Origin of the sequence: Halostagnicola kamekurae (genome assembly GCF_900116205.1) — an archaeon.
Lineage (GTDB): Archaea > Halobacteriota > Halobacteria > Halobacteriales > Natrialbaceae > Halostagnicola > Halostagnicola kamekurae.
This window is the reverse complement of record NZ_FOZS01000001.1, coordinates 332172-354747: the sequence shown is the minus strand read 5'-3', so window position 1 is coordinate 354747 and position 22576 is coordinate 332172. Positions and strand designations below refer to the sequence as shown.

Below are 22576 nucleotides of genomic sequence, written 5' to 3'. Positions count from 1 at the left end.
TACGAGGCGGCGTGTCGACTCGAGAGACTGTCGTCTGCAAAATCACGTCCGTCAGCGCACACAGCGGTCACTCGCGCCACTCACGCTCGAGGTAGGTCTCGAGGCGATTGAACGAAACGTCGAACTCCGCCCGGAGGTCGTCGATCGGCGACTCGTAGCCCGCGTCGTTGAACCACTCGAACATCACGGCGTACTCCTCGCCCTGGCTCTCCTCGACGTCGTCGATCGAGAGGTGCTGGGCGCGAACGGGTCGCTCGAGCGCGTCGGCGAATCGAATCGCCATCGCGCGAAGCGGGAGTTCGTCGCTCGCCAGTTCGTAGGATTCGCCCTCGTATTCGCCGGGGTCGGAAAGCACCTGCGCGACGAACGCGCCAAGATCCTCGACGTCGAGGATTTGTAGGGGGTTCGAGGGCTCGAGTCCCATCGCGAGCGTGCCGTCTTCGATCGAGTCGCGAAAGCCCTCGAAGTTCTGAGCGAAGAACACGGGACGGACGACCGTCGCTGAAATACCGTGGTCGTCGATCAACCCCTCGATCTCCCACTTCGAGTCGAAGTGCGAGATCCCGGTGTCGCGGTCGGCCCCGCCGACCGACGAGAAGACGAGGTGCTCGACGCCCACTTCGTCGATCAACTCGACCGCGTTTCGCCCCTGGGCGACCTCGTCGTCGTAACCGTGCTCCCAGTAGTTGGTCATCAGAAAGACGCCGTCGGCCTCCTCGACCAGCGGCTCGATGGTGTTTTTCTCCGCGAGCGACCCCTCGACGAGTTCGGCCCCCCGCTCGGCGAGGTGGTGTGACTCGTATTTGTCCTTGTCTCGAGTCAGCGCGAGAACCTCGAAATCCCGCTCGAGGAGGTGCCGGGCGACGGCACCGCCTTGCGTTCCCGTCGCGCCCACGACGAGGACTGTGTCGATAGCCATGATAGGTGGTCTACACCAGTCGGGAGTAAGAAGCTACGCCGGGCGCTTGCAACCACGGCCTCGAGCGAAAGAAGTACCACCGAACTGCATAGAGAGTTCTTGTGGCTCGATAGATCGGGCAGCGCACGGAGTTGCCGCCACTCACTATCCCGAAAAGCCGCCACTGTGCGGTGGCGCGCGCTTGCTCGCGGGTCGCGATAGCGATCCGCGAGTACCACTCGTGCGAGGGATGAGCGCAAGCGCGGAGCGTTTGCGCGAATCGGTTGGGGAGGATGTGGAAATCAGTGTTGCCAGCAATAGTGGTGTTCTCGAGCACTCGATCAATCACTATCGTACAACTCGAGACACCTCCTACTCATTCGAGTAGACATTATTCCCGGGCTGAAACAGTAGTTATATGACACTACAGATCGTTGCAGCAAATGGAAGCCAAAACTCCACGGAAGGGGGCACTCGTATTGAAATGCCCCGGGTGGTAAGAGCACCCGAGACGTGGCTTCCAACCCGGTAGAGGATCGGTTGCCATGATTGGATTACTTCTCCGCGGGCTTAAACATCCCGTCCGACAGACGAATCGAACTCGATTACCGCCACTCGCTGCGCACGCACCACGAGCGACGACGAACGCACTCGAGGGGGCCCACGGACCATGACCGTCTCGACAGACGATCTGGTCGTGGACATCGTCCGCACCCTCGAGAAACAGGGCGTCCCTCGAGAGTCCTACCAACTCGCCAGGAAGTTCGATCCCGAAGCGCTCGCCCGGCTACTCGAGACTGGCGGCGACGCGGTCGAGGTCCGCCTCGAGATCCACGACGTCTCGCTTCTCGTGACGAAACAGGGCGTCTGGGTGACCGACGAAGCCCCGCCAGCCCGTCCCAAGTGTCCGCACTGCGGACTCCCGGTCAGCGCGGTCGTCCAGATCGTTCCGGAGTGTCACAATGCGTACCCCTGTGGCTGTCGAGTCGAGAAAGATCTGCTCGAGTAGGTGGGGCGCTCGAGCGAGAGACCGTCGGGACTATGCCAGTCATCGCCGCGGAAGTACAGAATAGCTATTGAGTGAACCCATGAAGCCGCTTAGGTACGACTAGCCGCTCGACAAGTAATGCGACTGCAAAACCCACGATACTGCCGAGTGCACCAGCATCGATAAAAAGCATCAGATTGTTAAATATCAGTCCAAGGCCAAGTATGACTGGAGCGCAGAGGAGCGCGATGGCACCTGCGAGATACACAAGATTCTCACGGCGCTCTGCGGGAAGCCGGTTCCGGGCGGTCCACGAAACGGGTCCAACGAGGAGAGCAGTTCCGATAGCAAATACAGCGACCAATTCCCACGCAACTGAATCATACCGAGTGAGACGTATTGCACTGAGGAACGCCATGGTAGCAAGCGATACAAAGAAAATTAGTTGCCCCATTTGGCTTGACTGGTCCGTTTTCATACCATAGATATGGCTATCTATCAACGAATAACTTTCGGGGAATTCGGCAGGATCTATTCGAAAACGAGACTTGAAAGAAAAGGTACTCGATCGAGACCGGTCACTCGTCCTCGAGCAGCCGATCCGCCATCTCCTCGGGATCGAACCGCTCTAAGTCGTCGTACTCCTGGCCGACGCCGAGGAAGACGATCGGCTTTCCGGTGACGTGGGCGACCGAAATCGCCGCGCCGCCGTTGGAGTCGGCGTCGGCTTTCGTCAGGATCGCCCCGTCGATTTCGGCGGCATCGTTGAACTCTCGAGCGCGGTTGACCGCGTCCTGTCCGGCGACGGCCTCGTCGACGAACAGGGTCATGTCGGGACCGACGACGCGGTCGATCTTCTCGAGTTGGTCCATCAGCCCCTCGTCGGTGTGGAGCCGACCCGCCGTATCGCCGAGGACGACGTCGATGTCGTGTGCTTCGGCGTACTCCACCGCGTCGTACAACACCGCGGCGGGGTCGCCGCCCTGATCGTGGGCGATCAGTTTGGTGTCGCGGGCCTCGGCGTGTTCGCGGATCTGCTCGTTGGCACCCGCACGATAGGTGTCGCCGTTTGCCATCACGCTCGAGAAGCCCCGCTCCTCGAGGTATCGGTCGAGTTTCGCGATCGACGTCGTCTTGCCGACGCCGTTGACGCCGGTGAAGATGATGACGAGCGGTTTGTCCTCGACGGCGATGCGCTCGTCGAAATCGAACTGGCCGACGCTGATGACGTCGTAGATCGCATCGCGCAGGGCTTCCTCGACGACGTCGCCCGTCGAGGTCGTAAACGTCCGCGTCTCGCCGACCAGTTCGTCGCGGATGTTGTCGAGGATCTCCTCTGCGACGCCCATCTCGACGTCGCTCGAGAGCAGCGCCAGTTCGAGTTCCTGTAACGGCTCCTCGAGGTCGTCCTCCTCGATGACGAACTTCCCGCGGACGAGCGACTTGGCCTTGCGACCGAAGCCGGTCGAGTTGCTCTCCTCGTCTTCGTCCGGTTCGTCGTCGTCGGACTCCTCGACAGCCGCCGCGTCAGCCTCCGCCGTCGCCGGGTCGTCGGCGGCCGTTCCAGCCGTCACGCCACCCGTCCCCGACGGAGACGAGCGTTCGACCGCCGTCGACGCCGATTCGCTCGGCGAGGCGCCATCTGGCGCGCTCGCGGAATCGGCGACGGCCTCGGGCTGTGACCCTCCCTCGGGCGATCGATCGGTCGACGCGTCGCCCGCGGCCGCTTCGGCGGTATCTGTTCGTGATCCCGGGGTCGCCTCCGCGTCGACGCGCTCGCTCTCCTCGTCCGTCTCGAGCGGCGGGGACGCGTCGTCGGACTCGCCGGATGCGTCGTCGGCCGCCTCGAGCGACTCGTCGGACTCGTCCGGCTCCGCAGCCGCGTCGGAGTCCTCGACCGTCTCGGCGTTCTCCTCGGCGGCCGCTTCGGCGTCTTTCCGGAAGCTCCCGAGTTTCTCTTTCAGGTTATCGAACATGGGTCGTAGGCGGCTTATTCGTCAGGACCTTGACCCTGCTGACCCTGCATCTGCTGCATCTGCTGTTGCATCGCTTGCTGTTGCATCTGCTGAGCCTGCTGTTCGAGCTGCGTGCTCTCGGCTTCGAGTTCGGAGATCTGCGCGTTGACCTCGTCGATCTCGTCGTCGAGGTTCTCCTTTTTGTTCTCGAGCGTGTCGACGGCGCCCTCCTGCTCGAACTCGGCCGCGTAGTCAGCGCCGAGTTCGACGATCACTTCGTCGATGTCTTCGACCGTCGCGCGGACGTACGCGCCGCCGCCGAGTGGAACCTGCACGACCGAGTCCGTCTCGAGTGTCTCGACGGCTTCGATGGCCTCGTCGACTTCGGTCTTCTCCTGTTGAATCGACTCGACGTTCGCCTCGAGGGCTTCGATCTGCTCGTCGAGCTCCTGAATCTGCTGGGAGAGCTGCTGGAGTTCCTGTTGACTACTCATCGCTGGGATACCTCCTCGAGTTCGATACCCGTGCGCTTGACGCCGTGTCGGCTCCCGATCTGGGAGAGGACGTGCTCGCGGGCGACGTTCTCGTTCTCGGCGTCGATCGTCGTCTCGAACGACGCGTAGCCATCCCGGTTCTTGAATCGACCGCTGACGTTGAATTCACTCATGCACGTTCTTCCGTCGGGGAGTCGGAAGAACCTTGCCTTCCCATTCGGTGACTGGTCCGACCGAGAAGACGTGCGACCGACTCGTATGGGAGCACAGTTCGCGTGCGTTCGCCCCGCGGTTTCGCCAACCCGAACGCTAAAAGGCCGCCCGCGATTTGTGCCGGAGCATGGAAGTCGTCGGACGGCTGCTGGGACTGCTCGCATTGTTGCTGGTCGGAACCGGCTTGCGGACCAGCGGCGTCCTCGATACGGGCAGGACCGCGCGGCTGAACGCCGTCGCCTACTACGTCGCGCTCCCGGCGCTGATCTTCATCTCGACGTACGACCGGGCGATCGGCGACCTGCTCTCGGCGACGCTGCTCGTCGGCTCGCTGTTCGTCCTGTTCGCGACAGTCGGGCTCGCCTGGCTCGTCCACCGGAACCGCGACTCGAGGCCGCGCCAGAGCGTCGCGATCGTCCAGTCGTATCACTCCAACCTGGGGTATCTCGGACTGCCGCTCGTGGTCGCGACCTTCGACGCCGACGTGGCAGCTATCGCCAGCGTCGTCCTCGGGATCGTCTCGCTGACGCAGGTGCCGCTTACGGTCCTCATCCTCGTGTCGGTCACCGGGTCGGAGACGCGGATCGTCCGGGAGTTTGCCGGCCTGTTCACGAATCCGGTGCTTCTCGCGTTGCTCGCGGGACTCGGCGTCGGTTCCTCCTCGGCCACCGTCCCCCCACTCGCCGTGAGCGTCCTCGATATCGTCGGCGCGTTCGCGCTTCCGCTCGCGTTACTGTGTGTCGGGGCGTCCCTCGAGATCGACCTGCCCGAGATCGATTTCGGCGCGTCCGGCTCGGTCGTTGCCCTCAAAATCGTCTGCATGCCGCTGCTCGCGTGGCTGGTCTTCTCGGTGCTTTCGGTCGACGAGGCGACGTTCACCGCGACGGTCGTCATGTTCGGGACGCCGACGGCCGTCTCGACGTTCGTCTTCGCGAACGAACTCGGCGGCGACGAACAGTTCGCCTCGCTGAACGTGTTCGTGACGACGCTCGTCTCCATCGCGAGCCTGTTCGTGCTGATCACGCTGGTCAGCTAACGCCGATTGCGAGCACAGCCGAAGAATCGACCGGCCGGACAGTTTTCCCGTCGGAGAGCGAACGCGAACTATGAGCGAACTCGACCCCGACGAACTCCTGCCGAGTCCCCGAATGCGCGAGCGAGCACTCGAGGGGAAAGTCACGCAGATCCACCGCGGGAACCAGTACGCCGAGGCCGGCGACACGTTCACCATCGACGGGACGACGTTCGAAGTCGTCGCGGTCACCGACCGAACGCTCGGCGATCTAACCGATGAAGACGCACAGGCAGAAGGGTTCGAAGATCTCGAGGCCTACAGATCGATGCTCGAGCGCGCTCACGAGCACTTCGAGTGGGATCCGAAAAGCGAGGTGATCCGACACGAGTTCGAGAAACGATAACCGGCAGTCGACCGATGAAACCGGTAATCGATCCTCGATAGATCCGCCCAATCGATCGAGCCGGTCAGTCAATCAGTCGGGAGAGCAGATCAATCGATGTAGCCGAGCGCGTCTTCGATCCGACCGAGTTCGGGGCCCGTCGTATCCTCGCCGACGGCGTAGCCCGAGTCGTTGGCGAGCAGCCCCGAACCGACCAGCGGCGCGCCGTAGTTGATCGTCCCGACGTCCGCTCGGACGTCGAGTGCCTCCTCGAGTGAGTCGAGTTCCGCGTCCGTCGCCTTCGGGTGACAGAGCACGCCCGTGTTGTTCGCGACGCCCGCGGTGCCGACCGTCCGAACGCCCGCGAGGTCGCCGCGTTCGACCGGCACCTCGAGGGTGTCTTTGACGACCCGAATCGCATCGCGCGAGAGGTCCGGATGCACGTACGCGCCGTAATCGTTTGTCAGCACGACGTTGCCGGCGGCGTTGATACTCCCCGGAAGCTCCGCGACGGGAACGTCGACGGCGTCCTCGAGTTCCTCGCGTTCGTACTCGAGAACGCGCGTGCTGACGAGCAGACCGTTTTCGTTGCCCGTCGCGAGCGCCCCGACCGTCGAGGCACCGCCGACGGTCGTCCGTACCGGATCGACCTCGAGTTCGTCCGCGAGCCCGTCGACGGTGTCGTCGTCGGCGTCGGGCCGGACGAGCAGACACGAGTCGGTCGCGCGGGCGAAGACGCCGATGTAAGACGATCCGGTGAAGGAAGCGCGTCGCAAGTTACTCGGCGACCTCGGCCTCGACGACGACCTCGCCGTCCTCGTCGAACCGAGCGGCCCGAACGCGAAGCTTTCGCGGCGGGTTCGCCCGACCGTCGGCCCAGACGGCCTCGTTGATCGAGGGGTCGAGTCGAACGGCGTCCTCGTCGACCGCGAAGTGTTTCGCGAGGTGTTCGCGGACGATGGTCATCGCGCGACCGGCGGCTTCGTGGTTCGCGCCCTTCTTGACGTCGCGCAGCGGGACGGTAACGACACGTTCGTCGAAATCAGTTGCACTCATAGATATCCTTACTCGTCGGTATCGCTACGCCGCCAGTTGCGCCGCTTGGGGTTTCGCTGGACGTTCATGTCGGTCTTGAGCATGACCCAGGACGGAACGCGACTGTTCTGGTTCTCGAGTTTGGCGAGACGTTTTTTCTTGCCCTTCGATTTTTTACCCATAGTGGGCCGATGTAGCCCGCGCTGGCTTAAAATCTTGTCCATCCGTCGTCTCGGTACAATTCCACGATTCCAGAGCGCGGCAGATGTCGAAATCGTGATCACGAGCACCACTCGCAGCGCCCTCCTCGGTAGGTTTAACAGGATACTACGTGACTCCGAACTATGAGTGTCCGCGGCGACGTCTGGTCGATTTACCGTGAATCGCTCCCCGTTCTGTTCGTCGCCCTCGCCGGCGGCCTGTTCGCCGGACTGGTCCTCGATAGCATGGTCGAACAGGCCGAGCGGTTTCCGGGACTGCTCGTGATGGTCCCCGTCTTTCTGGCCACGCGGGGGAACGTCTACGGCGCGCTCGGCGGCCGCATCTCGAGTGGGCTCCACCAGGGGCTGATCGAACCGCGCTTCGACTGGAACGACAGACTGGTCAACGCCGTCATCGCCTCGTTCGTCAACGGGATCGGAATCTCGGTCGTAATCGGCGTCGTCACCTGGCTCGCGCTCGCGCTCTTGAACTGGGAGGCCGCGACCCTCCTCGAGTTCGTCGGGATCATGCTCATTTCGGGCGTGCTAACCTCGTTCGTCATGATATTCGGGCTGCTGGCGCTGATATTCGTCGGGTACACGCACGGCTACGATCCCGACAACCTCGTGGGACCGATCGTCACCACGCTCGGCGACGTCTTCGGCATGCTGTTCTTGCTGTTCGCGATCGCCGTCGTCGAGGTGATCGCCTGATGGAGTCCTCGAGGACTGCACTCGAGTCGTGGGACGTCCACCGCATCGTCAGGAACATGTTTCCGCTGTTGGTCCTGCTGACCGTGATCGTGCTGATCGCGGGTATCACGCTCGAGGACGCCCGGGGGCTGCTCGACGAGTACGGGGTACTCGCCGTGATGGTGCCGACGATGGTCGGCATGGGCGGTAACCTCGGCGCGATCTTGAGTTCCCGGCTCTCGACGCGGCTGCACCTGGGAACTGCGGAGTTCGACCCGCGAGACCGCGAGCTGTGGGCGAACGTGCTGGCGGTGATCGCACTCGGCTCGACGGTGTTTACCACGCTCGCAGTCGGCGCGTGGCTCATCGGACGGGTGATCGACTCCGAGATGGCGCTGGGCGTGTTGCTCGCCATCTCGCTCTCGAGCGGCCTCGCGATCGCCGTCGTCGCGATCGTCTGTAGCTTCGCCGCGACGTACGCCTCGTTTCGCCTCGGAATCGATCCCGACGACACGACGATTCCGGTCGTCACGAACGTCGTCGACGTCTTCGGAATGCTCATCTTCATCGGCATCTCCTCCGTCGTGCTGTCGCCGTAACCGGACTCGAGCGGCGCCGCCGAAAGCCTGCCGTACGCGCCCGAAATCAGGCCGTCGCCAGATCCTCGAACGTGCTCGCGGCCGTTCTGGTCCCCTTCGAGATCAGGACGTCTCCGCCGCGGAGTTCGATATCGGCGTCGCCGACGAGCAACCAGCCTTCGTCAGGTCGGCGAATCGCGATCACCGACATCGTCGCCTCGACGTCGGGGACGCCCGCCGTAACGGACGTGCCGTCGAGGTCGCTCCCCGCCTCGAGTTCCACTCGAGTCAGTATCTCGTCGCTCTCCTGAACCGCCAGGTGGACGACCGGATGAACGTCGATATCCCTGAGGACGCCTTCACTGATGTCGACCGCGGCGTCGCTGATGACCTCCGTCGCGCTACCGAGGTGGATCAACCCTCGCAGCGAGACGGGGTCGTCGGCGTCGGCGGCGGCCTGAAGGGTCCAGGCCTCGAACCGCGACTCCATGGCGTCGACCTCGACCTCGAGGTTGCGGACCTCCTCGGCGAGCGCTTCGCTGTCGAAGAGGACGCTGCTGTAGGCTAGATCGACCGCCAGCTCCGAGAGGTTCTTCATGTGGACGATCGTGTCCACGGCGCGCTCTAAGTCGTCGATCGTCGGCGCGTCGATCACCGGCGGATCGTACGTCTCGCCCGTCAGCCGACCGAATACGTCGCCGATCGACGGCTCGGGGCCGCGACAGAACGCGACGTCGTCGGCCTCGATTCGCGTCTCGGGTCCCGGATTGAGCAGCCACTCGTCGCCGCGCCGGAGCGCGATGACCCGCACGCCGGTCTCGGACTCGAGGTCGATGTCCGCGAGCGTTCGCCCCGCGTACTCCGAATCGGGGTCGACGACGCCCCGCACGAGCATCTCGAGGGCCTCCGGGAGGGCAGTTCGCATCGCCTCGGGGAGGCGGATGTCCTCGAGGACTATCTTCGCGATATCGCCGGCAGCGTCGCTGATCAGCCCCGTCGCGGAGACGATTCCGAGCACTGGTGCGAGCTGTTCGGCCTCGTCGGGGCTGCGAACGGCCATCATCAGGCTCATCCGCGCGCGAAGCTCGAGGACGTCCATCCGCTGTTCTAACTCGAGCACTTCCGTCGCGAGCGCTTCGTTTCGGTGTAACACCGCCGAGTACGAGAGATCGATCAGCAGCTCCGCGGTGTCTTTCATCTCGACCAAGACGTCTTTGACGCTCACCGGCTCGTACTCGACGGGCCGCGACGACGCCTCGCCCTCGAACGGATCCATAGCGGAGAAGCGCGCTCCCGGCAAAAAAGGGTTTCCCGCACCGCCCGCAAGCCGCCCGCGATTCGCCAGCGACCCGTCCCGCGGTCCACCCGTGACCTGCCGGTGATCCGCTCCCGTGGACCACCGCGATCCGTCCCGCGGTCCACCCGCGATCTACCCGCGACTCGAGGCGAATCGAGGCGAATCGCGACCGCGGCGGAAATCGACCTTCCGACACGGTTTTGCCGAGCGACGAAGAATCACCGCTCAATGCTCGATCGGACCTATCTACGAGAGAATCCCGACGCGGTACGCGAGGCCCTCGAGAATCGGGGAGCCGACGTCGACTTCGACGAGATCCTCGATATCGACGAGCGCTGGCGCGAACTGAAAGCCCGCGGCGACGAACTTCGCCACGAGCGAAACGAGATCAGCTCTCAGATCGGCGAACTCAAACAGGAGGGCAAAGACGACGAGGCCCAGGAGGCCATCGAGCGCTCCCAGTCGCTCAAGGCCGACATCGAGGACGTCGAAGCGGAGGCGTCGGACCTCGAGGACGAACTCGAGGAGCGGCTGCTCGAGGTGCCACAGATTCCCGACGAGAGCGTTCCCGTCGGCGCGGACGAGACCGACAACGTCGAACGCCGGCGCTGGGGGTTCGACGACAGACGCGACCTTCCGGACGAAATCGTCCCCCACTACGACCTCGGCGAAGAACTCGATATCATCGACGAGGCTCGCGGCGCGAAGACGACCGGCTCGGGATTTTACTTCCTGAAAGGCGACGGCGCTCGCCTCGAGCACGCGCTCATCCAGTTCATGCTCGACGTCCACCGCGAGCAGGGCTACGTCGACATCTTCCCGCCGGTGCCGGTCAACAGCCGCTCGATGCGCGGCACCGGACAGCTGCCGAAATTCGCCGACGACGCGTACCGACTCGGCAACGACAACGGGGACGAACGCGACGATGACGACCTCTGGCTTTGCCCGACCGCGGAGGTTTCGGTCACCAACATGTACGCAGACGAGATCCTGCTCGACGACGACCTCCCGCTCAAACACCAGGCTTACTCGCCGAACTTCCGTCGCGAGGCCGGCGAACACGGGACCGAAACGCGGGGCATCGTCCGCGTCCACCAGTTCAACAAGGTCGAACTGGTCAACTTCGTCGACCCCGAGACCAGCGACGAGCGCCTCGAGGACCTGCTTGGAGAGGCCGAGGAAGTCCTGCGCAAACTGGAGCTTCCCTACCGGATCCTCGAACTCTGCACCGGCGACCTCACCTTCGCCTCGGCCAAGACCTACGACATCGAAGTCTGGGCACCGGGCGACGACATGGACGACGGACCAGCGGAAGGCGGGCGCTGGCTCGAGGTCTCTTCCGCCTCGAACTTCGAGGAGTTTCAGGCCCGCCGAGCAGGGCTTCGCTACCGGCCAGAACGCCACGAATCGGCCGAGTACCTCCACACCCTGAACGCATCCGGGCTTGCACTCCCGCGGGTGATGGTCGCGGTCCTCGAGTATCACCAGAACGAGGACGGCACGGTGACGATTCCCGAAGCCCTCCGACCCTACATGGGCGGACAGGAAGTCATCGAGGGTCACGAGAAGGTCGGCGAGGCGGCACTCGGCGCGGGCGAGCGCGAGTAGCGCTCGAGCGTTGGTCGCAGAGGAGAATAGTTTTTGTGTGGGCGAGAACGATTGTTTGTGCTCTCACTACTGATTACAGACGGACAAAGCGAAGCCACGGGGCTCGACTCCGAGCGGTTCATTCAGGACAGTGGACACCCGTCGTCCATCTGGAATCGTAAGGCGCTCTTCAGCCAGTGATCGAACCGAATACCAAACTACCCGCTCGAGCGGAGCAGCGTCGTTTGCGAGAAGAAAAAAGCGAACGAACGGTCGCAGCTTAGATGTAGTCGATCGCCGGCGGCAGCTCGAGTTTCATGCCCTTGCGCTCCCGGATTTCCATAATCTTCTCGCGCTGGAGCGAGTCAGACATGACCTCGAAGCCTGCGTTCTCGGTGTTCCAAGAGGCGCGCCCCTCGGTCGCAGAGCGGATGTCGGAGGCGAACCCGATCATCTCGTCGACGGGCGCGATACCCTCGACGACCATGAGGTCACCCTCCTGGTACATGTCGTCGACGCGGCCGCGTCGACCCTGAATCTCGCCGGAGGCGGCGCCCATGTGGTCGTTCGGCACGTCGATACGGACGTCCTGCATCGGCTCGAGCATCTTGATCTGGCCGTCGATCAGCGCCTTGTGGACGGCGTTTCGCGTCGCCGGGATGACCTGTGCCGGGCCGCGGTGGATCGTGTCCTCGTGGAGCTTCGCGTCGTGGAGGCGGATGAGCGTCCCCTGAACGGGCTCGTTGGCGAGCGGACCGTTGTCCAGTGCGTCCTCGAGTCCCTCGATGAACAGCTCCATCGTCTCGTTTAAGTGCTGGATACCCTTGGTGGCGTCGAGCAGGATGTTCGAGCCGTGGATGTGCTCGACGATCTGGGAGTCGTCCTTGTCCATGCCGGCTTCCTGCAACGCTTCGCGGCGCTCCTGTTCGGGCATATCCATCGACGCCTCGCCCATCTTGATCGTCTCGACGAGATCCTCCGTGAGCGGCTCGACGGAGATGTAGAATCGGTTGTGGCGGTTCGGTGAGATCCCTTCGACCTGATCGCTCGCCTGCTGGATCGCCTCGCGGTAGACGACGATCGGTTCACCGGTGTTGACCGGAATGCCCTGGTTCTTCTCGATACGCTGGGTGATGACCTCGAGGTGGAGCTCGCCCTGCCCGGAGATCAGGTGCTCGCCCGTGTCCTCGTTGATCGTAATCTGGATCGTCGGGTCCTCCTTGGAGACCTGACGCAGCGTCTCGATCAGCTTCGGCAGGTCGTCCATCGTCTGGGCCTCGACGCTCTTCGTGATCACGGGCTCGGAGATGTGCTCGATGGATTCGAACGGCGTCATCTCGACGCTCGAGACGGTCGAGCCGGCGATAGCGTCTCGCAGACCGGTGACGGCAGCGATGTTGCCGGCCGGGACGTTCTCGACCTCCTCGCGCTCGCCGCCCATGTAGATGCCGACGGACTGGACACGATTCTTGCCCGCAGTCCCGGAGACGTACAGTTCCTGACCCTTCTCGAGGGTACCCGAGAAGACACGTCCTGCAGCGATTTCACCGGCGTGTGGGTCCACACCGATATCCGTAACCATCAGGACGACTTCGCCGGTCTCGTCGACGAGGCGCATCTGTTCTGCCAGTTCGGACTCGTCGTCACCACGCCAGACGCGCGGGATACGACGAGGCTGTGCCTTGATGGGATTCGGGAAGTGCTCACAGACCATATCGAGCACGACGTCCGACAGGGGCGTCTTCTCGTGAAGTTCCTGTCGTTTGTCGTTTTGCTCGAGCTCCATGATCTCGGCGAAGTCCATCCCGGTTCGCTGCATCGAGGGCATGGAGACGCCCCACTTGTACAGCGCGGAGCCGAAGCCGACGGTGCCGTCCTCGACGGAGACCGTCCAGTCGTCGATGTCGTCCATGTCTTCGGTCATCCCGCGGATAAGTTCGTTGACGTCGCCGATGACCGAGACGAGACGCCGTTGCATCTCTTCGGGGCCTTCCTGTAGTTCCGAAATCAGCCGGTCGACCTTGTTGATAAAGAGCGTCGGTTTGACGCCTTCTCGAAGCGCCTGCCGGAGAACCGTTTCGGTCTGTGGCATGGCGCCCTCGACGGCGTCGACGACGACGAGCGCACCGTCGACGGCACGCATCGCTCGAGTGACGTCGCCGCCGAAGTCGACGTGGCCCGGCGTGTCGATGAGGTTGATCAGGTGGTTGGTATCCTCGTACTCGTGGGTCATCGAAACGTTGGCCGCGTCGATGGTGATCCCACGTTCCTGTTCGTCCTCCTCGGTGTCCATCGCGAGCTGTTCACCGGCTGTGTCGTCGGAAATCATGCCGGCACCGGCCAGCAGGTTGTCCGTAAGCGTCGTTTTTCCGTGATCGACGTGAGCGGCGATGGCGATATTCCGGATGTTCTCCGGTTCGTCCATCAGCCGTTCACACTCCTGTACGATCTTCTTGCGTCGGCCCATATACCCACCTTTACCGCCAGTGGGGTCAAAAGGGTAGTGTTTCGCTGCCGTCGGAAATCGAGACAGTAACCCGCTGGACAACGCGAATCTGTCGTTTGGGTGAGTGAATGTCTTCCACGAACTCCACAAGTGACGCGGCCCGAGTCGGAAAGCCAACCGAAACTCGAGCGGTACCTACCGGTACCCAACGGGCGAAACAGACATACTCTCCCAACCCTTGCTATAGACACCCATGGATATCCGCGTGCACGGATCCGGTCCCGCTGCGCCCTTTCTCAGCGCCCGAGACCGCTTCGAAACCGAACACGATCTCTCACTGCCCGTCACCGTTCGTCTCAGAAACGATCCCGACGAACGCACCTTCGCCGCCCACTACGACGACCACCACGTGCTGAACATCTCGAGACAGGCCGCTTCGAGTGCAATGGCCAGCGAACTCGCCCTCCACGAGTTCGCCCACATGGCTCGTCACGAACAGGCCCATCCCTCTCACACGCAGTCGATCGACGAAGTACTCTATCTCGCGCTCGGGGGCAAACGCATCGAGCGCCGGACACTCGCTCACTGCTACCAGATCGCAAATCACATGAAAGACATCTACGCCGACGACATCACCCTCTCTGTGGGCCCCGGCGAGAAACTGCTCGCCTTCCTCGAGTCGTCGCTCGCGGCGGCTGTCGCGGATCGTCCGGAAACGCCCTCGAGACCTGGACTCGAGCGGATCTCGCCGAGCGCCGACCCCAAAATTACGGCCGTGAACGCGGCCTTCGCGCTGGCGCTGGCAGAACGCCACGATCTTCTTGAGGACGATCACCGACTGTACGATCTCGCCCACGCTGCCGCGATGGACGCGCCTGGAGTTGATTTCGAGGGATTCAGACGGCGATTTCGCGAACTCGCCGCGGAACCCGACTCGAGCGCTTACAAGCAGGTGCTGGTAGACGCGACTCGGTCCTACGTCGGCGACGAGCGGAAGGCGGCGGACTAATTCGTCGTCTGCAACACCCCACGCGGAGCCGATGCGTTGGCGAGGGTGAATCGGTAGAACGCGAACGCGGTCGCTCCGCAGCGTGAAAAAACCGAAAAAGACGTCTCGAGCGTTAGCGTGCGGCGGCCGCGACGCGCTCTTTTTCTTCTTTCTGACTGATCGCGTACGTCTGGACGTCGTAATCTGCAGCGCCGATGAGCTGGCTCGCGATCGCCTCTTCGGCGGGCGTCGAGGTCTTGAAGGAGTTGCTCTGAACGCCGTCTGCGATGAACTTCAGCGCCTGGTCGACGCGGCGCTGGGGCGCGACGTCGACTGCCTTCGGAACGGAGATGCCACCGTATTTCAGGCGGACGGTCTCCTCTCGAGGCGCGGCGTTTTCGACGGCCGAGACGAGCACCTGCACCGGGTTCTCCTCGGTGCGGTCGTGGATGATGTCGAAGGCGTCACGGACGAGGTTCAGCGTCTGCTGTTTCTTGCCCGTGTTCTCTTCGGTCTGCATCAGCCGGTTGATAAAGCGCTCGACGATCGAGATCTGGGACTTCTGGAACTGCTTGCTCGCGTGACGGCCGGCGGTGTGTGCGACCGGCGTGACGTTGATGTATCGCTCGGTCGAGGGATCGCCGTACTCGATCTCGGCGACGCTCCACGTGCCGAAAAGCTGCGCCGAAACGTCGGAACCGCCCGCGGGGGCGTCCGGATCGGGTTGGTCTTCTGCGGCCATGATTATCGCACCGGTTTCTCCGCGTTTCCGCGAACGAGTTCTTTCATCGCGACGCCGTTTACCTTGTTGACCTTGTAGTTGACACCCGAGAGGTCGCCCATCGCACGACCCTTCGCGCCACCGATACCGGCGATGGTCACTTCGTCGTGCTCGTCGATGAACGAGATGGCGCCGTCACCGGGACAGAACGCGGTGACCTGCTTGCCGTTCTTGATGAGCTGGACTCGGACGCACTTTCGAATCGCCGAGTTTGGCTGTTTCGCCTCGATACCGACCTTCTCGAGGACGATCCCGCGAGCCTGCGGGGCACCCTCGAGGGGGTCCGACTTCTCTCGAAGTCCACGTGCACGACGCGCGTAGTCAGAGTCGGACCACCGCTGATTCTGGCGGTCCTTCTTGAGCTTGCGCGCGGCGTATTTGCCGTTTGCCATGCACGTCGGTATCCGACGGAGGCACTTAAGCATCCCCTTTTGGAGTCGGCGTTACGCCTCGAGAGGGCTCGACGCGTACCCCTCGCGTATTCTGAGCGCGTTTCGAGGGGCGAGCTGGATAGAGAAGACGCAGTTTTCGTCCGGGCGCGGACTGCACTCGAGCGATTCGAGAACCGAGCGACGGAATCGACCACGGCGGGAAAACGAGGAAACCGGTGCCAGATCCGATTACAGCAACTGCACGTCGTCGAACTCGTAGTGACGAGCCGCCAGAGTTCGCGCCCGATCGATCGTCTCGCCGTCCGAGCCGATCGCGACGCCGCGGTCTTCGTCCGCGACCTCGACGTAAGCGACGCGATCGTCGTTCTCGCTGACGGTCACGTTGTACACCGATGCGGGTGCCAGCGCGTTCGCGACGAAGGTCTCGGGGTCGTCCGCGTCCTCGACGAGCCGAACCGGTTTGTCGATTCGCTCCTCGAACCGCGTCACGTTCCGGCCGCCGGGACCGATCGCCTCGCCGAGTTCGCCGCTCGCGACGACGACTACCACCGTTTCGTCGTCGACGAGACAGTCCTCGCCCGTCGTCCCGGTCACGTCTTCGAAGACCGAGAGGTATCGACGTGGCTCGTCCTCGAGGGGGCCGTCCATCAGTCGGCTTTGCTACTGGGCCCTGTCGATCCCATCCGGAGGTCGACGTCCCCGGTGCCGAGCTTGATCGGCTTACCGACGATGACGTTCTCGGTGACCCCGTCGAGTTCGTCGATCTCGCCGTGGATCGCCGCGTTCAGGAGGTGATTGACCGTGACCTCGAACGCCGCGCGGGCGAGCACGGAGTCTTTCGACCCGGAGATGCCGTGCCGGCCGATCGACTCGATCGTGCCCTCGTTGGTCATCATGTCGGCGACGAGCATCAGGTGCCGAACGTTCACGTCGTCGAGACCCTGCTCGGCGAGCGTGTTGTTCGTCTCCTCGATGATCGTCTCGCGTGCGGCCTCGATACCGAGGTTGCGGTGGATCTCGTGGATGTTGTTACACGTCGTTCTCGAGGCGTCGACGCCCTCGATCGCGAGCGCGTCGCCGAAGGCCGATCCCTCGGTGTAGAGGATAAACTCCTCGCTGCCGTCGTCGAGTTCCTCGCGGCGGATGACGACACGGGAGACCTCTTCGATTCCCTTGAACGTGATATCCCGAAGCTCCTCGACGAGTTGCAGGAGATCACGGTAGGAGGGCTCTTCGGGACCGAACTCGATCGTCGTTCCCTGCTGAACCGCCTTCACGCCGAGGTTGTCCTCGATGATTTCTGCGACCTCTTCGGCCGTGATCATCCGTTCCTCGAGCGTGTCCTGGTTCAGCGAAATCTGGACGCGCATGTCCGCGACGTTCGTCGACACGTCACCGAGCGCGAGGATCTTGGTCGCCTCGAGCTTCCAGACGACCTCGTGGGCCTTCTCTCGCTCCGTGGCGTACTCGTCCTCGAGGTAGACGGTCATCATCGGCGTGTCCGGCGTCTTCCGGGCGTCGACGAGTTCGATGAGCCGGGGCAGACCCTGAGTCACGTCGATCTCTGCGACACCCGCGTAGTGGAACGTGTTCATCGTCAGCTGCGTTCCGGGTTCGCCAATCGACTGCGCGGAGACGGTGCCGACGGGGTCGAGCGGTTCGACCCGCGTATCGACGTACTTGTTCTCGACCGCGGTGACGATGTCGTTTATCTGCTCGTTCGTGAGCCCCTCTCGCGCCTCGAGCGTCTCGTAGACGTTGTCCTTGAGCCGGCGGGGCAGATCCGAATCCTCGACGAGGACGATCGTGTCCTCGCTCACGTCGTAGGTGACCTCAGTCATCGGAGGTCACCTCCGCGCCGTCGAGCAATCGACGGCTGTCCGCGTGCTCGGAGAGGTTCGTCGTCTCCTGTTTCGGGCCGATGAACGCCGCCTTCTCGGCGTCGTCGTCGAACTCGGCCTCGACGATGCGATCGGCGATCCCGTCGACGTCCACCGCGTTGTCCTCGCCAGATCCGACCTTGACCGGCGAGGTGCCGTCCTCGCCGAACTCGAACTGGACGATCGTATCGCTCGTGTCGCGAACGGTCCCGTCGTATTGGGCCTCGAGCTCCGAGAGCGCGTTGATGAGTCGGCGCTGGAGATATCCGGACTTCGACGTCCGAACTGCCGTATCGACCAGTCCCTCGCGGCCACCCATCGCGTGGAAGAAGAATTCCCGCGGAGTCAGTCCACTCGTGTAGGAGTTTTCGACGAAGCCGTGGGCCTCCGCGGAGAGGTCGTTCGGCTCGTAGTGGCTGAGGGTCCGGTCTTCGTAGCCGCGGTTGATACGCTCTCCCCGAACCGCCTGTTGGCCGACACAGCCGGCCATCTGGGTCAGGTTGAGCATCGAGCCACGCGCGCCGGATTCGGCCATGACGACCGCAGGATTATCCTCGTTAAAGTGTTCCTCCGCGATGTTACCGGCGTTGTCACGGGCCCGCGAGAGCGTCTGCATGATCTTCATCTCGAGGGTCTCGTCGATCGTCCGACCGGGCAGACTCTCGAGTTCGTCCGCCTCGTAGGCGTCGATGAGTTCCTCGACGCGGTCGTTGGCGTCCATGATGGTCTCGTCGATGCGATCCTGGGCCTCCGACGGAATCGTTTCGTCGTCGATCCCGATCGAGAACCCGAAGTGCATGATCGCACGCATCGCCAGCGTCGAGATCTCGTTTATGAAGACGCGAGCGCGGGTGTTTCCGTACTGTTTCGTGATGGTGTCGACGATTTCGCCGCCGAACTCGCCGACCTCGTCCTCGGCGATGGTACCCTCGACGAGCTGTCCGTCCTCGATGGTTACGTCCTCGCCGATCGTTCCGGTGAACGCGAGATCGAGGTCGTTCGGCAGGAGTTCAGAGAAGACGTCCCGGCCTGTCCAGAACGGCTCTCCCTCGTCGTCGACCCCGCTGGGTTCGGGCAGTTCGTCGATCCGCGTCGCGCGGAGCAGGTCGAGCGCCTGCGTCTCGTTGAACCGCGGGTTGTCGTGTGTGAGCAGGTACGTTCCCGAGATGTGGTCCTGAATCGCGCCGATGATGTTCTCGCCGAAGCGCGGCGAGAGGATTTGTTCTTGCACGCGCATGAGGACGCGAGCCTCCGCTCGAGCCTCCTCGTTCTGTAACGCGTGCATGTTCATCTCGTCGCCGTCGAAGTCGGCGTTGTACGGCGGACAGACGACGGTGTTCAGTCGGAACGTCTTGTACGGCATGACCACGACCTCGTGGGCCATAATCGACATCCGGTGGAGCGACGGCTGACGGTTGAAGATGATGATGTCGCCGTCGATGAGGTGCCGGTTGACCTCCCAGCCGGGACCGATCGTCTGAATGCCCTCGGCGTCGGAGTCCTCGGTCATACCCGCGAGCGCCTCACAGTTTTTCTCCGTGACCTTCAGCCGGCGACCGTCGGGTCGGCGAACGTAGTTCGCGCCGGGATGCGTGTTCGGCCCGTTCGCGACGTACCGCCGTGCCTCCTCGACGTTTCGCTCGGTGACGAGCATCGTCTGGGTCATCTCCGAGGCGACTCGATCCGGCACGCCGACCTCGTTGAGCGAGAGAGTCGGGTCGGGCGAGATGACAGTTCGGGCGGAGAAGTTCACACGTTTGCCCGATAGCGAGCCGCGGAATCGCCCCTCCTTGCCCTTCAACCGCTGACTGAGGGTTTTGAGCGGTCGACCCGAGCGGTGGCGGGCCGGTGGCGTCCCCGAAATCTCGTTGTCCATGAACGTCGTGACGTGGTACTGGAGCAGCTCCCAGAGGTCCTCGATGATCAGCTGTGGCGCGCCGGCCTCGCGGTTCTCCATGAACCGCTGGTTGATTCGGATGATGTCCACGAGCTTGTGGGTGAGGTCGTCCTCGCTGCGCTGGCCGTTGTCGAGCGTGATCGACGGCCGCGCCGTCACCGGCGGCACCGGCAGGACGGTGAGGATCATCCACTCTGGACGCGAGCGCTCGGCGTCGATGCCGAGCACCTCGATGTCCTCGTCGGGAATCGCCTCGAACCAGTCCCGGATGTCACTCGGCATCAGCTTGTTCGTGTCCTCCTCGGTGAGGTCGATGTCCAGGGCCTTCTCGATGGCCTTGCGCTGACTCTCGCGCGGGCGGAACGATCCCGAGAGGATCTCGTTGACTCGAGTGATCTCGATGTCGGTCTTCTCGGCGAGTTCGTCCGGCGTCGTCCGATCGACGCCTTCCTCCTCGTCGCCCTGCATCGCGCCGGCGATGCGCTGGGAGAACTCGCTGGTGAGAACCTGCTGGACCTCGTAGTAGGTCGTCGGTTTCTCGTGGTCGATGTCGTACTGGATTTCGCCGCAATGTGGACACCGATCCTTCTTTCGCGCCTGCCGAATCGCCGCCTTGGTGACGTCGTTCAGGTCGCGGCCGAGTTTCCGCGACTCGGTGATGTCGTCGCGGAACTCGTCGCGTTCGTCCTCGGTCAACAGGAGCTTCGAACACTCCCGGCAGGTGCCCCGAAGGAGGCGTCGGATGAGTTTCGTAAAGCCGACGTGGATGACCGGTGCGGCCAGTTCGATGTGGCCGAAGTGGCCGTTACAGGACCCGGAGTGTTTCCCGCAGGTCTTGCACTCGAGACCGGGGTCGATGACGCCCAGTCGCGGGTCCATCAGCCCCATGTCGATGGGGAACCCGTCGTCGTCGTAGGTGTCCGCGGTGATGATCTTCGTCGCGCTCATCTCCCGATACTCCTCGGGCTCCATGAGCCCGAAGTTTATCGATCCGATGTCTTTTGGTGTGCTGTCTTGCATGTTAGACGGCGTCTACTAGTTCCAGTCGTGGTGCGATACCCAGCGCCTTCATCTCGTCTAGGAGGAGCTTGAACGCGTAGCTCATCTCGATCTCGTGGATGTCGGTCTCCTCGTCGCAGTTCGGGCAGTAGACCCGACGCTGCTCGACGTTCTCGACCGCGCTCATCCCACACTGTCCACAGACGTTGATGAACTCGCGGTCGGACTCGTCGAGCAGTCGCTCCTTGAGCGTCATGGCCGCGCCGTGGCCGATGAAGACGTCCCGCTCCATCTCCCCGATACGGAGTCCGCCCTCGCGGGCGCGACCCTCGGTCGGCTGTCGAGTGAGAACCTGCACCGGCCCGCGAGAGCGGGCGTGCAGTTTGTTCGAGACCATGTGGTAGAGCTTCTGGTAGAAGATGATACCGACGAAAATCTCGGCCTCAATCTTCTCGCCCGTGACGCCCGAATACATCGTTTCCTTGCCCGACGAATCGAAGCCGGACTCCTCGAGTCCGCCTCGAAGCTCGTCTTCGTCCTCACCGAGGAACGGCGTCCCGTCGACGCGACGGCCCTCCATCGCGCCGAGTTTGCCGCCGATCATCTCGAGGATGTGTCCGACGGTCATCCGCGAAGGCAGCGCGTGCGGGTTGATCACGAGGTCGGGGACGACGCCCGCTTCGGTGAAGGGCATGTCCTCCTGCGGTGCGAGGTGGCCGACGACTCCCTTCTGGCCGTGGCGGCTGGCGAACTTGTCCCCGAGTTCGGGGATCCGCTCGTCGCGCACTGAGACCTTTGAGAGTTTCGAGCCGTCCTCGCCTTCCATCAGCGTGACCGTGTCGACGACGCCGCTCTCACCCGAGCGCATCGTGACCGACGTTTCGCGGCGTTTCTGCGGCGAGAGACCGCCCATGTCGTCGGGCTCCTCGAGGAAGCGCGGCGGGCTCGTCTTCCCGAGCAGGACGCTGTTTTCGTCCACGTCCGTTTCGGGGTTGACCAGTCCGTCCTCGTCGAGATGCGTGTAAGCTTCCTCGCCGCGAGCACCGCGGACGTCCTGGGATGGAATCTCGAAGCGATCCTCCTGTCCGCCGGGGTAGCGCCGTTCCTCGCCCTCGTAGGTCCGGAAGAAATGTGAGCGGGCGAGCGCGCGCTCGACGCTGGCTTTGTTCATGACCAGCGCGTCCTCGATGTTGAACCCCTCGTAGCTCATCACGGCGACGACGAAGTTCTGCGCCGCGGGTCGTTCGTCGAAGCCGATCTGCTCGGTCGTCTGCGTTTTGACCATCGAGAGCTGCGGGTAGTGCAGCAGGTGCTGGCGCGTGTCCGGGCGGATCCGGTAGTTCGCAGAGGGCAGCCCCAGCGACTGCTTGACCATCCCCGCACCCATCGTAATCCGCGGCGAGGCGTTGTGTTCCGGGTACGGAATCATGCCCGCACCGATCCCGAAGATCAGCTGCGGGTCGATCTCGAGGTGCGTGTGGCGTTCGTTGAGATCGTCCTCGTCGACCGCCACGTAGATGTCCTCTTCTTCCTCCGCGTCGATGAACTCGATGTAACCGTGAGCGACGAGGTCCTCGAACTCGAGTTCGTCGTTTCGGAGCGCTTCGATCTCATCGTCGGAAATTCGCGGTTCGCCGTCCTCGACGACCAGCAGCGGCCGTCGAGCCCGTCCGGCGTCGGCGTTGATGATCACTTCGCGCGTGCGCTCTTTGACGGAGACGTTGACCATCTCCGAAACGTCGCCGAGACGTCGCGCTTCGCGGATCTGTTCGGCAAGTTCGTGCGGATCGTCGTGGGTCCCCACCAGCGATCCGTTTACGTACACCTTGGCTTCTCGTTGTTGGCTACTCATTATTGG

At 63.2% G+C, this 22576-nt stretch carries 23 protein-coding genes; 7 read left to right on the top strand and 16 right to left on the bottom strand.

Features of this window, described 5'->3' with window-relative positions:
• Positions 1-67: 67 nt before the first annotated feature.
• Positions 68-919, bottom strand: coding sequence for an NmrA/HSCARG family protein (locus BM348_RS01770; protein ID WP_092901127.1), 852 nt, complete (start codon positions 917-919; stop codon positions 68-70).
• Positions 920-1568: 649 nt separating this feature from the next.
• On the opposite strand from BM348_RS01770, the gene BM348_RS21050 reads away from it, so the two are divergent.
• The gene (locus BM348_RS21050; protein WP_175507066.1) at positions 1569-1907 is read left to right on the top strand and encodes a hypothetical protein; all 339 of its coding nucleotides are present in this window, start codon (positions 1569-1571) and stop codon (positions 1905-1907) included.
• Between the two features lie 64 nt (positions 1908-1971).
• Here the strand turns inward: BM348_RS21050 and BM348_RS21630 are convergent, their stop codons facing one another.
• From BM348_RS21630 to rpl18a, 4 genes are all read right to left on the bottom strand, one after another.
• Positions 1972-2364: a hypothetical protein gene (locus tag BM348_RS21630; protein WP_092901124.1), complete on the bottom strand. Its 393-nt coding sequence runs from the start codon at positions 2362-2364 to the stop codon at positions 1972-1974.
• Positions 2365-2464: 100 nt separating this feature from the next.
• Complete coding sequence (gene ftsY, locus BM348_RS01755; protein WP_092901121.1) at positions 2465-3862, bottom strand: signal recognition particle-docking protein FtsY; 1398 nt, start codon at positions 3860-3862, stop codon at positions 2465-2467.
• A gap of 14 nt (positions 3863-3876) precedes the next feature.
• A complete protein-coding gene (gene pfdA, locus BM348_RS01750; RefSeq protein ID WP_092901118.1) occupies positions 3877-4335 on the bottom strand; it encodes a prefoldin subunit alpha in 459 nt (152 codons plus the stop codon).
• The gene (gene rpl18a / locus BM348_RS01745) at positions 4332-4508 is read right to left on the bottom strand and encodes a 50S ribosomal protein L18Ae (protein WP_050051970.1); all 177 of its coding nucleotides are present in this window, start codon (positions 4506-4508) and stop codon (positions 4332-4334) included. The genes pfdA and rpl18a overlap by 4 nt, the downstream gene beginning before the upstream one ends.
• 167 nt (positions 4509-4675) lie before the next feature.
• On the opposite strand from rpl18a, the gene BM348_RS01740 reads away from it, so the two are divergent.
• Both BM348_RS01740 and BM348_RS01735 read left to right on the top strand, forming a co-directional pair.
• On the top strand, positions 4676-5584 hold the full coding sequence (locus BM348_RS01740; protein ID WP_092901115.1) for an AEC family transporter: 909 nt from the start codon (positions 4676-4678) through the stop codon (positions 5582-5584).
• Positions 5585-5654: 70 nt separating this feature from the next.
• On the top strand, positions 5655-5966 hold the full coding sequence (locus tag BM348_RS01735; protein ID WP_092901112.1) for a hypothetical protein: 312 nt from the start codon (positions 5655-5657) through the stop codon (positions 5964-5966).
• A gap of 89 nt (positions 5967-6055) precedes the next feature.
• Here the strand turns inward: BM348_RS01735 and BM348_RS01730 are convergent, their stop codons facing one another.
• The 3 genes from BM348_RS01730 to BM348_RS01720 are packed head-to-tail and all read right to left on the bottom strand — an operon-like array spanning position 6056 to position 7162.
• Entirely contained in the window at positions 6056-6721 is a 666-nt protein-coding gene (locus BM348_RS01730; protein WP_092901109.1) for a translation initiation factor IF-6, read from the bottom strand.
• A 1-nt stretch (position 6722) separates the two neighbouring features.
• Complete coding sequence (locus BM348_RS01725) at positions 6723-7001, bottom strand: 50S ribosomal protein L31e (protein WP_050051966.1); 279 nt, start codon at positions 6999-7001, stop codon at positions 6723-6725.
• A gap of 8 nt (positions 7002-7009) precedes the next feature.
• A complete protein-coding gene (locus tag BM348_RS01720; RefSeq protein WP_049951558.1) occupies positions 7010-7162 on the bottom strand; it encodes a 50S ribosomal protein L39e in 153 nt (50 codons plus the stop codon).
• 162 nt (positions 7163-7324) lie between these two features.
• Here BM348_RS01720 and BM348_RS01715 point away from each other — a divergent pair, with 162 nt between their 5' ends.
• Together BM348_RS01715 and BM348_RS01710 are read left to right on the top strand one after the other, a co-directional pair.
• Entirely contained in the window at positions 7325-7894 is a 570-nt protein-coding gene (locus tag BM348_RS01715; RefSeq protein WP_092901106.1) for a magnesium transporter, read from the top strand.
• Positions 7894-8472 carry a magnesium transporter gene (locus tag BM348_RS01710; RefSeq protein ID WP_092901103.1) on the top strand — a complete coding sequence of 193 codons (579 nt, stop codon included), beginning with the start codon at positions 7894-7896 and terminating at the stop codon, positions 8470-8472. Before BM348_RS01715 ends, BM348_RS01710 begins: the two co-directional genes overlap by 1 nt.
• Before the next feature lie 46 nt (positions 8473-8518).
• Here BM348_RS01710 and BM348_RS01705 read toward each other — a convergent pair whose 3' ends face one another.
• Positions 8519-9727 (bottom strand): potassium channel family protein, encoded by a 1209-nt coding sequence (locus tag BM348_RS01705; protein ID WP_092901100.1) that lies wholly within the window; start codon positions 9725-9727, stop codon positions 8519-8521.
• A 249-nt stretch (positions 9728-9976) separates the two neighbouring features.
• Here BM348_RS01705 and serS point away from each other — a divergent pair, with 249 nt between their 5' ends.
• Positions 9977-11356: a serine--tRNA ligase gene (gene serS, locus BM348_RS01700; protein WP_092901097.1), complete on the top strand. Its 1380-nt coding sequence runs from the start codon at positions 9977-9979 to the stop codon at positions 11354-11356.
• A 259-nt stretch (positions 11357-11615) separates the two neighbouring features.
• Here the strand turns inward: serS and BM348_RS01695 are convergent, their stop codons facing one another.
• Positions 11616-13802 (bottom strand): elongation factor EF-2, encoded by a 2187-nt coding sequence (locus BM348_RS01695; RefSeq protein ID WP_092901094.1) that lies wholly within the window; start codon positions 13800-13802, stop codon positions 11616-11618.
• 232 nt (positions 13803-14034) lie between these two features.
• On the opposite strand from BM348_RS01695, the gene BM348_RS01690 reads away from it, so the two are divergent.
• Positions 14035-14790 carry a DUF5781 family protein gene (locus BM348_RS01690; protein WP_092901091.1) on the top strand — a complete coding sequence of 252 codons (756 nt, stop codon included), beginning with the start codon at positions 14035-14037 and terminating at the stop codon, positions 14788-14790.
• Positions 14791-14902: 112 nt separating this feature from the next.
• Here the strand turns inward: BM348_RS01690 and BM348_RS01685 are convergent, their stop codons facing one another.
• The 6 genes from BM348_RS01685 to rpoB form a co-directional block, all read right to left on the bottom strand.
• Complete coding sequence (locus BM348_RS01685; RefSeq protein WP_092901089.1) at positions 14903-15511, bottom strand: 30S ribosomal protein S7; 609 nt, start codon at positions 15509-15511, stop codon at positions 14903-14905.
• 2 nt (positions 15512-15513) lie between these two features.
• Complete coding sequence (locus BM348_RS01680; RefSeq protein WP_050050102.1) at positions 15514-15942, bottom strand: 30S ribosomal protein S12; 429 nt, start codon at positions 15940-15942, stop codon at positions 15514-15516.
• 228 nt (positions 15943-16170) lie between these two features.
• A complete protein-coding gene (locus tag BM348_RS01675; RefSeq protein ID WP_092901087.1) occupies positions 16171-16590 on the bottom strand; it encodes a NusA-like transcription termination signal-binding factor in 420 nt (139 codons plus the stop codon).
• Positions 16590-17783, bottom strand: coding sequence for a DNA-directed RNA polymerase subunit A'' (gene rpoA2, locus BM348_RS01670; RefSeq protein ID WP_092901084.1), 1194 nt, complete (start codon positions 17781-17783; stop codon positions 16590-16592). The genes BM348_RS01675 and rpoA2 overlap by 1 nt, the downstream gene beginning before the upstream one ends.
• Positions 17776-20739, bottom strand: coding sequence for a DNA-directed RNA polymerase subunit A' (locus BM348_RS01665; RefSeq protein WP_092901081.1), 2964 nt, complete (start codon positions 20737-20739; stop codon positions 17776-17778). Before BM348_RS01665 ends, rpoA2 begins: the two co-directional genes overlap by 8 nt.
• Position 20740: 1 nt before the next feature.
• Complete coding sequence (gene rpoB, locus BM348_RS01660; RefSeq protein ID WP_092901078.1) at positions 20741-22570, bottom strand: DNA-directed RNA polymerase subunit B; 1830 nt, start codon at positions 22568-22570, stop codon at positions 20741-20743.
• Positions 22571-22576 lie beyond the last annotated feature (6 nt).